Annotated in this window: 13 protein-coding genes; 3 read left to right on the top strand and 10 right to left on the bottom strand. The window is 50.2% G+C overall.

Annotated features, from left to right (window positions below; all coding sequences use genetic code 11):
- Position 1 precedes the first annotated feature (1 nt).
- From ACGHM3_RS16945 to ACGHM3_RS16915, 7 genes are all read right to left on the bottom strand, one after another.
- Entirely contained in the window at positions 2–787 is a 786-nt protein-coding gene (locus ACGHM3_RS16945; protein ID WP_345425443.1) for a carboxymuconolactone decarboxylase family protein, read from the bottom strand.
- Positions 788–822: 35 nt separating this feature from the next.
- Complete coding sequence (locus ACGHM3_RS16940; protein ID WP_345425440.1) at positions 823–1,743, bottom strand: helix-turn-helix transcriptional regulator; 921 nt, start codon at positions 1,741–1,743, stop codon at positions 823–825.
- Positions 1,740–2,681 carry an MBL fold metallo-hydrolase gene (locus ACGHM3_RS16935; RefSeq protein WP_345425438.1) on the bottom strand — a complete coding sequence of 314 codons (942 nt, stop codon included), beginning with the start codon at positions 2,679–2,681 and terminating at the stop codon, positions 1,740–1,742. The genes ACGHM3_RS16940 and ACGHM3_RS16935 overlap by 4 nt, the downstream gene beginning before the upstream one ends.
- 375 nt (positions 2,682–3,056) lie before the next feature.
- Positions 3,057–4,286, bottom strand: coding sequence for a nucleoside permease (locus ACGHM3_RS16930; RefSeq protein WP_345425434.1), 1,230 nt, complete (start codon positions 4,284–4,286; stop codon positions 3,057–3,059).
- Positions 4,287–4,745: 459 nt separating this feature from the next.
- Positions 4,746–6,023, bottom strand: coding sequence for a serine hydrolase domain-containing protein (locus ACGHM3_RS16925; RefSeq protein ID WP_345425431.1), 1,278 nt, complete (start codon positions 6,021–6,023; stop codon positions 4,746–4,748).
- A gap of 73 nt (positions 6,024–6,096) precedes the next feature.
- The gene (locus ACGHM3_RS16920; RefSeq protein ID WP_345425428.1) at positions 6,097–6,558 is read right to left on the bottom strand and encodes an anthrone oxygenase family protein; all 462 of its coding nucleotides are present in this window, start codon (positions 6,556–6,558) and stop codon (positions 6,097–6,099) included.
- Positions 6,552–7,412: an NmrA family NAD(P)-binding protein gene (locus tag ACGHM3_RS16915; RefSeq protein ID WP_345425425.1), complete on the bottom strand. Its 861-nt coding sequence runs from the start codon at positions 7,410–7,412 to the stop codon at positions 6,552–6,554. The genes ACGHM3_RS16920 and ACGHM3_RS16915 overlap by 7 nt, the downstream gene beginning before the upstream one ends.
- A 186-nt stretch (positions 7,413–7,598) precedes the next feature.
- On the opposite strand from ACGHM3_RS16915, the gene ACGHM3_RS16910 reads away from it, so the two are divergent.
- The 3 genes from ACGHM3_RS16910 to ACGHM3_RS16900 all read left to right on the top strand — a co-directional run bounded on the left by ACGHM3_RS16910 (position 7,599) and on the right by ACGHM3_RS16900 (position 11,179).
- Positions 7,599–8,555 (top strand): AraC family transcriptional regulator, encoded by a 957-nt coding sequence (locus ACGHM3_RS16910; protein ID WP_345425422.1) that lies wholly within the window; start codon positions 7,599–7,601, stop codon positions 8,553–8,555.
- Positions 8,556–8,822: 267 nt separating this feature from the next.
- Positions 8,823–9,110 carry a hypothetical protein gene (locus tag ACGHM3_RS16905; protein ID WP_345425419.1) on the top strand — a complete coding sequence of 96 codons (288 nt, stop codon included), beginning with the start codon at positions 8,823–8,825 and terminating at the stop codon, positions 9,108–9,110.
- Positions 9,111–9,358: 248 nt separating this feature from the next.
- Positions 9,359–11,179 (top strand): carboxylesterase family protein, encoded by a 1,821-nt coding sequence (locus tag ACGHM3_RS16900; RefSeq protein ID WP_345425416.1) that lies wholly within the window; start codon positions 9,359–9,361, stop codon positions 11,177–11,179.
- Positions 11,180–11,185: 6 nt separating this feature from the next.
- Here the strand turns inward: ACGHM3_RS16900 and ACGHM3_RS16895 are convergent, their stop codons facing one another.
- The 3 genes from ACGHM3_RS16895 to ACGHM3_RS16885 are packed head-to-tail and all read right to left on the bottom strand — an operon-like array spanning position 11,186 to position 14,117.
- On the bottom strand, positions 11,186–11,953 hold the full coding sequence (locus ACGHM3_RS16895; RefSeq protein WP_345425413.1) for an alpha/beta hydrolase: 768 nt from the start codon (positions 11,951–11,953) through the stop codon (positions 11,186–11,188).
- Between the two features lie 2 nt (positions 11,954–11,955).
- On the bottom strand, positions 11,956–13,095 hold the full coding sequence (locus tag ACGHM3_RS16890) for a sulfotransferase (protein ID WP_345425409.1): 1,140 nt from the start codon (positions 13,093–13,095) through the stop codon (positions 11,956–11,958).
- A 2-nt stretch (positions 13,096–13,097) separates the two neighbouring features.
- Positions 13,098–14,117 (bottom strand): alcohol dehydrogenase catalytic domain-containing protein, encoded by a 1,020-nt coding sequence (locus tag ACGHM3_RS16885; protein WP_345425403.1) that lies wholly within the window; start codon positions 14,115–14,117, stop codon positions 13,098–13,100.
- Between the last annotated feature and the right edge of the window lie 113 nt (positions 14,118–14,230).

The following is a 14,230-nucleotide window of genomic DNA, read 5'->3' as shown; positions in this document are numbered from 1 at the left end:
CTTAGGGTGAGGCGGCTATTTCCTCTCGCTTCACATCGTCTAAAGCGTTAAACATGGCCGGGAAACCAATAATGGGTAAACAGTGTACCAGCGCGCCGACCAACACTTGTTTGCTGTTACCGACCTTTAAATTGCCGCGTACGTGGGAAGCCAACTGCCGGTCTGCACCCAGGCTGGCAAGGATAATAAAAACAGCCAGCTCTCTGTTTTGCAAAGAGGTACCGCTGCGGCTGTAAATGTCCCCAAACAACAGCTCCGTTAATAGCGTGGGTATTTTTTCATTGTACGGTTGGGGGTAGTCTGCGTAGGCGTCTTTAATGGCATTGCCGTAAATAGGAAACTGTATTGCTAAGCCTTTTTCATAACGGTCCGACGCTCGTTCTTGCTGGTCTACCGGCCATTCAACTCCGGCTTTTTTAAATGCCAAGTAGGCTGTGGCTAGGCTGTTTTCGGTTTTGGGAAAACCAATAAACGGCGCGGTAATATAGAGTGTTTCTTTGATATCCGTTGGCGCAACACCGTTGTTCAGTGCAGTCATTATTTCCTGCTCTAGCTGAGGCAGGGCTTGCTGAGTGGCCAGCGCCGCTATTCGGCTGATGTGCTTTTGGGTGTTGCTTAGGACATCAATAGTATCAATGTCCTGTGAGATAAACTGCCGTTTAATGCTGTTAAAATCGCTGTCTGAATAGGGCATCTTATGGCCTTGTTGGTGATGTTTGGGGGTGATGCTGCTACAGCCCATTAACACTGTAAATGCTGTGGTGGCTAATAACGAAAAAGTGCGCATGGTGGTTTGCCTGTTAATGGTTGTTTTGCCTCTGGTTACCGGTATTGTGTAGGCGTTACGCCCACATTGCGTTTAAAGAACCGAGTAAAGTGCTGGGGGTGCTTAAAACCCAATTGGTAGGCAATTTGGGCTATGTTGAGCGAGCTGTCGGCCATTTTTTGTTTGGCGATACTGGTTAGCCATTTTTCTAAAAATGCTTTGGCTGATATACCCGTCTCGCGTTTAATGACATCGCCAAAGTAATTCGGTGTTAAATGCATTTTTTCAGCAAAGTATTGCACAGAGGGTAAGCCAACGTCTTGTGCCTGGCCGCTGTGCAGATAAAAATTCAGCTCTTGCTCCAAGCGTAATAATAGATCACTGTTTGGCTTGGGTGTTTGGTTATTGGTTTGTAAATGTAGCCTGTGGCAAATCCGTAAAATCAACTCCAAATAACTTAATATGACTTGGTCCTCAATGGGGTTGTTGGCTATTAAATTATTCGAGGGCGAGTATCTGGTGGAACTCTCGGTCTCATCCTTTAACTGAGCAAATAAAGTCAGCAGGCGCTTTTTTTCGTCGGCGGTAACGGCTAGGGCGATGTTGTTGTCGTAGCAAAAGAAATCAAATTGGTTGCTGTTGATGTTGCTGCCGGCGATCAGATCCGGGTGGAAGGCAATAGCCCACCCCTGGGGGCGATATTGCTCGTCTGAATGATGCGATAATACCTGGCCCGGCGCTATAAACAGTAAATTATCCCTGTAAAATGCATACTCTCCACGGCCGTAAATAATACCCTCGCATTCGCTTTCCTTTAAAAAAATGATGAATAACTCGCTTAGGTAGCGTTGCGGAAAAAATGGCGTGGAGTCCTTTTGGTCGATAACCGATATCAATGGGTGGTGGGTGGCTTGGCCGCGCTCTCGGTTAAACGCCGCCACTGAGTGTAGGGTCTCGATAACATTGGGTTTCGTCATTGGCTCGGAGTATTAGAGTGGTTTGTAGGCTGGGCTGAAAGTGTAAATGGCTCACCCGGTAGCAGCACGTGGATTCGTTCTGGGTTGTCGATCAGGCCAAATAAATCATTAGGATCACCGTTGAACGGAGCAAAATCCGGAGCGTCTACCGAGCCCCAATGGTGCAGAAGAAGTTGCGCGTTGGGGTAATGGTTCGCCAGTTTTACAGCTCCAGCCAGCGTAAAGTGCCACTCGCTATCGGAGAAATCAAACAGGATAACATCTGGCTTTGGGGCATAGGTCAGTTGCTCGGCCATTAATCGCGAATCACCGGTGGCCCAGATCGTTCCTTGACTGGTAGTAATCCAAAACCCAGCGCTGTCTTCCAGTTTAAATTCTCGCTCGGCGGCGTCTGGATAACTGTTTTGCCAAGCGTGATCCACTGGCATAACCGTGACTTTGGTGTTGTCGCCAACGCTAAAGTCGGCCCCTATATCGTGGCCGATAGACGCCAGTCCTTGTGCTTGTATCAGACTGTGAGTGTACTGTGTGGCGTGACTAACGGCGCCGGTCTTGGCGAGGTTTTTTAGCGTTGGCAAGCTAAAGTGGTCGTTGTCAGAGTGAGTTATCAAAATTGCGTCAAGTAACTCTACTTGGCTCGCCTGTATTGGAAAATCAATGATTACCTCCATGTCAAACCCTTCTAGTAAAGGGTCGATCATCATGGTTGTACCCTGATTGTTAATTAAAAATCCAGCCATGCCTAGCCAATAAAGCGTTACCTCGTCGCTCGGTGCAAAGGCCTTTTTTGATAATGCTACGGTCGTTGTCGGTGCAGCCTGGCCGGAATCTAGATAGCGAACGTTGGGCTGTGACGATTCTGCGGTTGTAGAGGCTGCCCCCAATGCGATAGAGGCAAAAAAATAGCAAGAAAGTGGTCTTATGAGGGATAGGTTCATGGCAAGTGTACTGTCTGTTTTAGTGTGCAATTAGGCTATCAGCTTGCTTCTAACCCAAGAATAGACGAAGTACGGTAATACATACCAAAATTACGGTAGGAGCATGGTGATTACTGATGACTATCAGTTGTGGCGTACTAAGACGGGGGAAACACAAGGAAATCCGTAATCCCTCAACTCATGGGAGTAACAGCCAGTTATTGCGTTGCTAGCGCTGATATAGCTGTGTATTACGGCTGATGGATGGTAATTGGCTGGCATGGGGGGGAGAGCTTGTTGGGTGAGGGCGAAAAGCTTTAAAAGGCTTGGCCCTGGCAATTATTCCGCAGGCCGGCTACGGCAGCAGAATAACACCAGGGTTAGGTAGGGTGGGGCTTAGGCGGTTGGCTTGTTATCGATTTTGTCGCCCTTAAAGCTAACGGCAAACAGCAGTGTAATTGCCAATGCGATATAGCACGGTAGCAGCCACAGGTGTGACCAGATAACGCCATCGCCATCCTGATAATGGTCGCTGGCCCAGCCGGCAACCATAAAGCCGATCAACATACCAGCGCCGTAGGTGGCCAGGGTAATCATGCCCTGTGCAGCACTGCGATGACTTGGCCCGGCCTTGGCATCGGTATAAACCTGGCCCGCCACGAAGAAGAAGTCGTAGCAAACGCCGTGCAGCGCAATACCCAGAATTAACATCCACAAACCCGCATCCGCATCGCCGAAGGCAAATAGCGCGTAGCGCAGAGCCCATGCCAGCATGGCGGCGATCAGGGTGATTTTGATACCAAAGCGAGCCAGGAAAATCGGCAAGGCCAGCATAAACGCGACTTCTGAGATCTGCCCCAAGGTCATTTTGCCGGTGGGGTTCTCAACGCCAACACCACTTAGGAATGGGTTCGCGTTCTGGTAGTAAAAGGCCAGCGGAATACAGATCAGAATGGATGCAACGAAGAAGATTAAGAAATTCTTGTCTTTCAGCATGCGAAACGCATCGGCGCCAACAAGGCTAGCCAAAGAAATGGACTCGCCCGAGGTGGTAACCGGTGGCGTGGCGGGCAGAGTGAAGCTGTAGACACCCAATAGGGCAGACGCACCAGCGCTTAACAAAAAGGTGTTGCGCAACATACCCTCTTGAATGGCTTCCTGGGAATCCCAGGCAAATATATAGCTGATGGCCAAGCCGGCAACAATCCAACCCACGGTGCCCCATACTCGAATGGCTGGGAAATCCTTGGCTGGGTTGTCAATCTGTCGGAAGGCGACGCTGTTTACCAGCGCCAAGGTTGGCATGTACAGAACCATGTAACCAAACACTAACGGGTAAAACGCGGAGAAATCGTCAGCGGTTGCCATGCCGTAGAGTAGGGCGGCACCCACTAGGTGGAGCACAGCCAGAATGCGCTCGGCGTTGAAGAATCGATCTGCAATCAGACCAACGATGAATGGCGCGATGATCGCTCCCCAGGATTGCGTGCCAAACGCCAACCCTATCTGCGCACCACTACTGGCAAGGTTACTTGCCATAAAGGTGCCAAGGGTGACAAACCATCCTCCCCAGACAAAGAACTGGAGAAACATCATAAAGCTTAATCGTATTTTTATCGGTGTCATGAAATGTATCTTTCCGGCTGCTGCCTCAATTCGAGGCCAAAAAAAACCCACTTGTCCGTTTTAAGGCATGTGGGACCGTAAGTAAATCGGCAAATTGACATCGCTGTCATTTTGGCGATGGCCAAGACTACCAGAAATTGATCAACGCCGTAATAGTTGCCACACCAGGAAAGCTGCCGGGCGTAAGAGAGTCTGATGTTCGGTGCCTATGAGTAGGCGCGGATATTAGCTTTTATGGGTAGCTTTGATAGGTAGTGTCGATAGGTAGCGTTGATTGATACCTTCTACTCTGCCGAACAAGTAAATGAAGCATGTACCAAAGCGCCGCGTGCTTACCAACGGTGTAGCAAAGCGGCTTTGTTGGTCTTTCAATGTTGTCTTTGCAATGTCGTCCTTGCAATGTTGGTCTTTCAAGCTATAGCGCTACAGCATCCCTGCCGAGCCGTGTTGGCACCGGCTTTACAGCGCCGGTATAGGGGATGCTTTTGATGGGAGACTGCGTTGGAATTGGGTGCGCCACCAAGCAGCGAAGACTAGCAAACCAATAATGACGGTCAGGCCCACAACCGCGGGAACAACCGCGCTATTGAATGCTGTATCTAAATGTAAGAAATCAGGCAATCCAGTTTGCCATAGGGTCCACTCATAGCCGATTTCCGAGGCCAAGTACTTTGGCCCTGTAGTGAGTGCAATCAGGGCAGAGTGGGTTGCGGGGTTGATTCTCAGTGTGGCGTTTATGGCTGGATCGTTACTGCCGTCGTGGCCAAATACAAAACTACCCTGTTCGGTAGGTGCGTACAGCATAGCGCCCAATCCCCAGATGGCGGCACCGGCTTTAAAGCCTGTGGCTTGTTGCATTTGTTGCGCAAACGGTTGTTGCTCTGTCTGCATTAATGCCTGGGCAAATTTGGTTAGGTCCGCAAGCGTGGTATTTAAGCCGGTGGCTGCGGGGGACGCATATTGAAATAGTGGCGCTAATTGACCGTTGGCGTTGTAGGATTGAGAAATATTGGTTTGATCGCCTAAGTAGTCGTAGGTTGATCGGTTCATATCCAGTGGGTCAAATACTCGGCTCTGTACCCATTGCTCAAAACTGACGCCAGTAATTTCCTCTACCAGCAACTCCATCAATAGGTAGCCGCCGCCAGAGTACGCCCACTGCTGGCCAGGGGGTTGAGTGACTTTAATCTCTGCAGAGCCATTGGCGGCAAGTGGATTGCTGAGGCTTTGTTCTAAGCTTGGAAGAGTAGCCTGGGGCTGATAATCGCCAAAGCCCAAGCTATCGGTTAAGCCCGCGGTATGAGATAACAAGTGTCGCAAAGTAACCTTGTGATTGTATTCACCCGCGGGTAGCTGCCAGCGAGTTAGCCGGTTGACGATAGGTTCGTCTAAATCGATACTAAATTCCTCTAGCATAAGTAACACTGCGTAGGCGGTAATTAATTTGCTCATGGACGCCGCCGGAAACAGTGTTTGCTCATTGATGCCGTCGGACGAGTATGCAGATGAGCGATGGCGTACTTCGCCATCCTTGAGTACCGCCCATATAACGTTACCGGCCCTGCCAGCCGTCATTGTCTGTTCAACCTTGGAATCTATGGCGGAGATAAATTGCTTGGAATCATTGGTGGGTGCAATGGCCTTCAACCACCACCCGCTCAGCGCGCCGTACACCACTACTGCTAGCCAAAAAATAATCAGTATTAAGGTTGTTGCAATCCATTTTAACGCAGTCATTTTTTTGCTCCTGATCAGAGTTTCCTCTATCTCAATTACGATGAATTTTGAGCTCGGTGAATTTAAAACCCGGTTATTGGGCCAGGTACATAACGTTGCACAGCAGCGTAGTGGCCAAAGCAGAGCTGACGGTGCGAATATGATTTAATCGGCTCCACTGTTGTGCGTATTGTGGCCAGTATTCCCGCAGCTGATGGTGATTTGGTGCTAGCACCTGTAGGCGATTGTTCATAGGCACATTGCCTTTAAGCGTGACCACAAACATTCCCAAAAGGTAAATGACTGCGGCAAAGGCTAATAGCGTTGCTTGGGGCTTTGAGTAAACCAGCGCATCCACCAGTGCGTAGGCGTAAAGCAACACCGAGCCGAAAAACAAAGGCACAAACAGTGTTTTTACAATGGTTTGGTTGATGGCCACCATGGCTTCGCCGGCATTGATGGCGTCGAGTTTGGCCAGCGAGCGCATCACAAACAGCGAGAAGGCAGCGTATATGCCGGCCATAATGCCAGTCATTACGGTAAGCGCAATTAACATGGCAAGCTCTCCCGCTGGCGTGTTCGCCAAACGCCGTTTTCAGCCGTTTTCTCTAGGTATTGCTCAAAACGGGTGGCTGGCCGACCCAACACTTTATTAATGGTGTCGGTGGTAAATTCATTGCGGCCGTCTAATACGGTGCTGAATAATTCGTGTATTAACCAGTCAAACCCCTCGGGTAAGTCTGGCTGTTGTTGGGCCGCGGCGATGTAGTCCTCCAGAGCGATGGTGGTTAATCCAACGGGCCTATTTAATCGCAGGCTTAGTAATTCAATGCATTGTGCAAAACTCAGTAGTTCTGGCCCGGTGACTTCAAACAATCGATTGGCAAGCTCCGGTTTGGTGAGTGCCGCCACAGCGATCTCTGCGATGTCATCGATATCAATAAAGGGTTCGGTGGCTTGGGGATGGGGCAGCACTAATTCGCCGTTTAAAATACCGTCTAACATAAAGCTTTCGCTAAAATTTTGCATAAACCAGCTGGCGCGAACGATATTCCAGTTCAAGCCTGATTGAATAACCTGTTTTTCTGCTTGTTGGGCACCGTCTTCACCCCGGCCAGACAAAAGCACCAAGTGCTTTACACCTTGAGCTTTGGCCACAGTAATTAATTGGGCGATGTCGTCTTTTGCTTGGGGTAGGGCGAGGTCGGGGTGGTAGGTAATATAAATCGAATCAACGCCTGTTAGTGCCTGCGGCCAGGCTTGAGGATTGGCCCAGTCAAAAGCAGGGGAGGTTTGTCTTGATAGAGGGCGAGTTTTAATCTCAAGCTCGGTAAGCTGGCGCACAACACGGCTACCGGTTTTGCCGCTGGCACCGATTACCGCTACGGTTAAATCTGCATTGTATGGCATGGTTCGCTCCTAGGTTGTGGTGGTGAGTTGTTGCAGAGCATTGTGCGCTTTAGGAGGGGAATCATTAATGCTCGTTTGGCCAAGGTTTATTGCAATTCGTCCAAACTCAACGGATTGGCTGGCGCTTGATTTTTAGTTCTCAACTAACCATAGTTTTTGCTGGTTTCCGATGAAAGGGAGTGCATTGTGGTGGTGGCAAAACAGCGAGACATACCCGAAATTTCTGACACCTTGGGCGAAACCCTGTGTGCGCTTAGGCTCAATGGGCTGATCTACGCCAGTTCGGAATTAACCGCGCCCTGGGGCATCGATATGCCTGTCATGAAAGATAAGATGATGTTCCACATTGTTACCCAGGGGAGTGTGTGGCTGCGTTTTCCTAATTACGCTAACGTCCTGTTACAGCCGGGCGATCTTGCACTGTTACCCAGGGGCGAGGGGCATCTAATTTCCAGTGCTGAAACTCAACCCTGTGAGCCATTTTTTGATATTCCAGTGGTTAAGCTATCTGAGCGGTTTGAGCTGTTGCGTTACGGCGGTGGTGGTGAACGCACCAATATTACCTGCGGGGTGCTGAGCTTCGATCACGTGGCCGGCGAAAAACTTATCAGTCAGTTGCCGCCCATCATTCATATAAAAAGCGAAGATGGCCAATGTGTGCAGCAGCTTGGGCCGTTGATTCAATTGATGGCCGACGAAGCAACCACCATGGCCGCAGGCGGTGAGACCGTCGTCGCTCATCTGGCCGACATCATCGTCATTCGCGCCATACGTCACTGGATTGCCACTGCACCGGAGGCGGCGCAAGGTTGGTTAGCGGCGTTAAAAGACCCAAAAATCGGCAAAGCCCTGGCGGCAATTCACAACCACCCGGAATCGGACTGGACGGTGGAGCGACTGGCCCAGCAGGCGGGGATGTCGCGCTCGGGATTTTCAGCAAGGTTCAGTGAAATTATTGGCAGCTCGGTAAAACAATATCTTACCGAATGGCGGATGAGCTTGGCGCGCTCTCGATTAAAAACCGGGTCTATTAGCTTGGGCCAGTTGGCCGAAGAGCTTGGTTATCAATCAGAAGCGGCGTTTTCGCGGGCGTATAAGCGGGTTATGGGGGAATCGCCTGTGAGGCATTCACAGTGTTCTTAGCTGGCTTATAGCATAAGGCCAGGTTAGATAATCTCAGCAAGGGGCCAAGGCCCCTTGCGTCGAATTGGCGAGCTTAGTTCTGAATGGTAACGGGAATTGTGCTGGTACCGCCTAAATCACTTTCCACCTTCACAGAGTCTGGTGGCGAGGCGATATTATTAAGCGATTGCTGGTATGCAGATCGGTTGAGTTTCGCTGGAGGTAGGTTAATTATCTGCCATGGGTAAACCTGTGGCGGTTAGGCCTGCAACATTAATGGCGCCGCCTATGTTGATTTCCGCTGCCGATATCGTAGCTAAATTATGGCCGACATCGCCGCCAGCGATGAGCTTCGCAGTGGCGGCCAGTGCAGCGATCTATCACAATATCGGCGGTTGCTTTTGTTGTGGTGACGAGTGCTACCGCAAAAATACTCGCCTTGTATTTTCTCTGCATAGAATTGCTCTTTTATCCGTAAATAAAATCCATGGCGCAACGACTCTTCCCGATTTAATTATTTTTAGCCAACCCACATTCCATGCACGCGACGCAGTAAGCTCCCAGCATCAATTGTAAAATGAACCTCCATGTTGAATTTGGCGTCAAGTGCAGGTGGGTGAAATTTGGCCTGTTAGCGTTAATAAAAGTTAAAGTGATATTTGCTTTTAATTGTCTAGCTAGGGTCGAGCCAGTCGAAGCATTCATCGTAATGTGCGAATTCATAGCTACGTCCTTTTCGCGATATAGAAAAATTGTTGAACCTAAATCTTTCATAATTCAGTCATTTACAATCTGGGGTCTACTGCTTACATGATGAAATAATAATGAACAAAAAACTCAAATGGACGATGTTGCTGGGAGTGCCGCTGGTAATTGTTGGGCTTGCCTTGTTACCCGATACAACAGAGTTAGGTAACGATTCAACCAGGCACACGCCATCCGGCACCCTGGTAGGGTTTGCTGATAAATCCAACACCTACGCCTGGTTAGGAGTACCGTTTGCCCAGCCCCCAGTGGGCAATTTACGTTGGAGCGCTCCACTTCCCGCTAAACCCTGGCAGGGTGTGCTGGAGGCCTTGGAGAGCGGCCCCATGTGCCCACAGATACTGCTGTTTGAGTTGTTCGGCCAGCGCAAAGTTATGGGAGAGGAGGACTGCTTAAACTTGGATATTTGGTCGCCGAGAATACCGCCATCAGAATTGCACGATGCTAATTTACCGGTAATGGAGTGGATACATGGCGGCGCTAACACCATGGGTATGAGCAGTGCCATTCGCTACCACGACTTAGCCGGCAGGGGCGATGTGATTGTGGTGGCCTTGCAGTATCGGCTGGGTTTATTAGGTTGGTTGAGCCACCCTGCGCTGAGGCAAACTGCGTCTCAATTAAACGATAAAACCAGTAATTTCGCCACGCTGGATATGATCTTGGCGCTAGAGTGGGTGCAGGAGAATATTCCCGCTTTTGGCGGTAACCCAAACAATGTCACGATTTTTGGCCAAAGTGCCGGTGATTTTCAGGTGTACTCTCTGCTGGGGTCACCACTGGCGGAAGGCTTGTTTCATAAAGCCATTGTGCAAAGTGGCAACACCCAAACTATCCCTCAGAGTTGGGCAGAAAATTACCTGGATGACGCCGAGCCCGGCTTTGCTTACAGCGCCAAGGAGTGGATTAACAGCGTGTTAATCGATCAGGGTAGAGCATCGAATAGGTTAGAGGCTAAAGCAATACAGGAATCCATGGCTCCGGATGAGTTAGTGAATTACCTACAAAGCCTGGAACCCAAGGCGTTATTTGCAGCGGCCCAGCCCAGGGGCGCATTGGGCTACTTTGTATTGGCCAATATTCGTGATGGTATTGCACTGCCAAAACAATCGTTGCTAGAGGTGTTTTCGGATGCACAAAACTTTAACAGCGTTCCTGTAATCATTGGTAATAACCGAGATGAATATAAAATTTGGTTGTGGAACGACGAAGGGTTTACCGATTTCCGTTTGGGTATCTTACCTAAGGTGGTACAGCCAGAAAACCTTAACCACATCAGTGGTTATTTCTCCGATCAATGGCAAGCCATCGGCGTAACAGAGCCGGCCCAGGTGCTGGCCGAAAGCCTGCCGGGAAATGTATATGCTTACCGCTTTGATTGGGCACATCAAAAAACCGTTATGGGATTTGATATGGCCCAGGCCTTTGGCGCAGCCCACGGTATTGAAGTCACCTTTTTATTTGGTACCGATGGCGTGGACACATTGCCGTTATTTGCCATGGCTGAGGACAAACCCGCCAGGCAAAGCTTAGAGCATGCCATGCAAGATTACTGGGCCGAATTTGCCCATACTGGCAACCCGGGTAAGGGTAAAAGTAACCAGTTACCGCAATGGCAAAGCTGGGGTGACAAACAAACCCAAAAATTGGTGTTAGATGGCCAGCCCAAAGGCATACGCATGATTGACCATTCGGTTTCTGTGAGAGATTTAAAGCAGCGCCTTAAACAAGACGATAAAATCAACAGCCAAGAGAAACGCTGTGAATTGTATACCCAGTTATTTTGGTACGGGCTCACCATGGAGTTTTACGACGAGCAAGAATACCAACAATGGGGATGCGAGGATTACCCTAAAGAGAATTTCCAAGGGCGTATTTAATAATAACTACCGGCCTTGCCAATGTAGCCACAGCAACTTTGCTAAGCTCTCTGGCTGAGTGAGCATGGCTTGGTGGCCGGCGTCTATGGAGAGCGTTGTGTTTGCTTTGAATCGATTAGCAAAGATTTTTTGCCAATTTAGCGGCAGGCTCTGGTCTTGGCGGCACAGCACAAAGGTTGAGGGAATACTGGCTAGATGCTCTGTTTGCCAATCCGTAAAGGCGTAGGTTTTTGCGGGCCAGTTGTCATAGCCTAGCTGTTGAAAAAATGCCTTGCTCTGCTGGTCGCTCATATCATTGCAAAACATGGCCTGATAACGGCTGGTGATGTCGGATTCGGCGGGGGACAGGGGCCAACCTACTTCGGCATCGTTTTCACCGTGCAGGCTTGTGCCCAACATTTGCATCACGGTTTGGCCAGGTAGGGGAATGGAACAAGCAATAAATACCAATTGGCTAAATAAACCCGGTTTGCGCAACGCCATTTGTGCCATCAGTTGGCCGGCTTGGGAATGGCCCACCAAAATAACCTGGCTTAAGCCTTGGTTTTCCAGTTCAGTAATTAATTCATCGGCAACATCAGGCAGCGTTAAGTCATCGGTCTTTCTGTCGCGTTTTGTGCCGCAGCCGGGCACATCCAGTGCAACGGTTGTTATGGCATCTGTTATGGCACCTTTTATGGCACCCCGGGCGCGGTTTTTAAGTGCGCTAATTAACGGTGCCCAAACCCAGCTACCCTGGCCGCCACCATGCATAAACACGCATTGGGTAGCCACGGTTATTTCGCCACCGGGTGAGCGGCGAGATACTCGGCAAAATACGGCTCCAATTCTTGCCGGCTAAAGCCCCATTCTTCCAGCGAGTAATCGTGGGAGCCAAAACGGTTTTGTGGGTTGTCCTGCAGCCATTGTTGCATACCGGCTTCGGCCTGGTTGGTCCATTCGTCGCCAAGCCAGGCATAAATATTCTTCATGGCGTTTACAGGGTCGGCCATAAGGTCGTCATAATACAGGTTGTAGATGTCATTTGGGCGTTGCTGTTGCATTTGTAACGGCCGGGTGACATGTAATGCAAGTTGCTTGGGCCATTTGCAGCGCATAAAGGGTTGATCCATATCTTTATTAAAGATATGGCGGGATTTGCCGCGCATACTAAACGAGCTGGCGAAGGCCTTGTAAGGGTCTCGGTGCGTCCAAATGACTTTTGCGTCTGGGAAGGTCTTAAATAATGTCTCTATAAATAGAGAGTCGGAAGGCATTTTTAAAACCCAGCGACCTGGGTTGGTGGACTGCAAAATTTGTAATGCTCGCTTGCGGTGCTCGTAGGCCGAGCTCATGTCGCAGTCGAGAATCCAATCGGAAAACACCGGTACGGTAGACAGCGCGGCGTACATCATGGAGCGAAAGTCCTGCGCTAATAGATGTACGCACTCTGTTGGCCCATCGGCGGATTCAAAATGGGTGGTAAACATCTGCGGGTTTTCGCTGAGCATTTTTTTATCTATGGCAAGCTCGGCCTGGCAGCGTTCGTCTGTGGTTAAGGCACCTGGGGCCGCCGGCGGGGCGGCGTTATAGGCTTCCCAGCGTAATAAAGAGCGGTTGGCTGGGTCGGCATCCATTAAATAGCTGGTCATGGTCGTGCCGGTGCGCACCAAGCCTAAAATAAACACCGGGCGTTTTACCGGCGTTTCTAGCACCTCTGGGTGGCGGCGCAAATAGTCGTCCACTTGCATTCTGGTGGCTAAAGCATTGGTGTAACGCCGGCGAATAATGCCTTCACCTCGCTCCGATAGCAGGCCTGCCTTGGCGTGATCGCGCAGCAGTATTCCCAGGCCGTCTTGCCAGGTGTCTTGATCTGGGTCCGGTAGTCCGGTGGCTTCTCGAGCGGCGTTTACTATTTCATCAAAGGTAATGGTCATAATTATTGTACTGTGTCAGAAAATTGCAGCACCACTTTGGCCGCGGAGCTTGCATCGTCGGCGGTAGCAAACGCCTGGTTAAATTCGCTAAAAGGAAACCGATGGCTGATCATGGTCTCGGCATTGATTTCGCCGCTGGCGAGCTTGGCCATTACCTCGGGGAATTCAGTGGGATACCCCTGTGAGCCGATTAAGCTGATTTCTTTACTCATGATTTTGGTGGCATCAAGCTCCAGCGGTTGTCTGTGAACGGCGATGGTAATAATGCGGCTATTTTTATTGCAAAACCCGGCGATATCGGCAATCAATCCCGGTGCGCCGCTGGCTTCAAAGTAGATATCCGTTTTAGGGTGGGGAATACCCCAGATGGGGCCGGTGCCTCGCAGCTGACTAAGCACCTCTTTAGGTGGGCTTTCTCGCGGGTCGTAGGCGGCCTTTGCACCAACCTTAAGCGCCATTTCCCGGCGCAACGGCGATAGGTCAAACACCACAATGTCCGTTAGCCCACGGCTGACCAGCGTCATAATAATACCCAGGCCAATGGGGCCTGCGCCGAACAGGGTGATGCTTTCTCCTGGCTTAGGGTCGGCCCGGGTCACCGCGTGGGTGCCTACAGAAATTGGCTCCACCAATGCGGCGTGATCGTAACTGACGTGATCAGGAATACGGCACAGGGATTGTGGATGTTGGTCCACATCTCGTAGCGCCACAAAATGACTAAAACCACCGCATTCGCCACCGCGCCCCATATCCGCTGGGCTGTTGTTGGAGTTATAGGCCACACGTTCTCCCACAGCAAAGCCGGTCACGCCTGCACCTACGGCAATGATATCGCCGGCAAACTCGTGGCCCAGCGGCATAGGTTTGTCTGGAAAACGCGGGCCCATGTGGCGAAAGTGCAAATCGGTTCCGCAGATGCCGGCCGAGATCACCTGAACCAAAATATCCTTGGGGCCGATGCTAGGCTTGGGGAATTCATCCAGCCGTAGATCGAGCGGGGCGTGCAATACAGCCATTTTCATTGTGCTGAACCCTGTTGTTATCGTTGTAAATGGGGGAGGTTCAGTACAGTAGAAATTATCACCGGCTAACACAAGCTAAGTGATTTCGGATTTATGCCATAACTTTTTAAAAA

It is taken from the genome of Halioxenophilus aromaticivorans (assembly GCF_042850945.1).
Classification (GTDB): domain Bacteria; phylum Pseudomonadota; class Gammaproteobacteria; order Pseudomonadales; family Cellvibrionaceae; genus Halioxenophilus; species Halioxenophilus aromaticivorans.
This window is presented reverse-complemented; position numbering and strand designations above follow the sequence as displayed.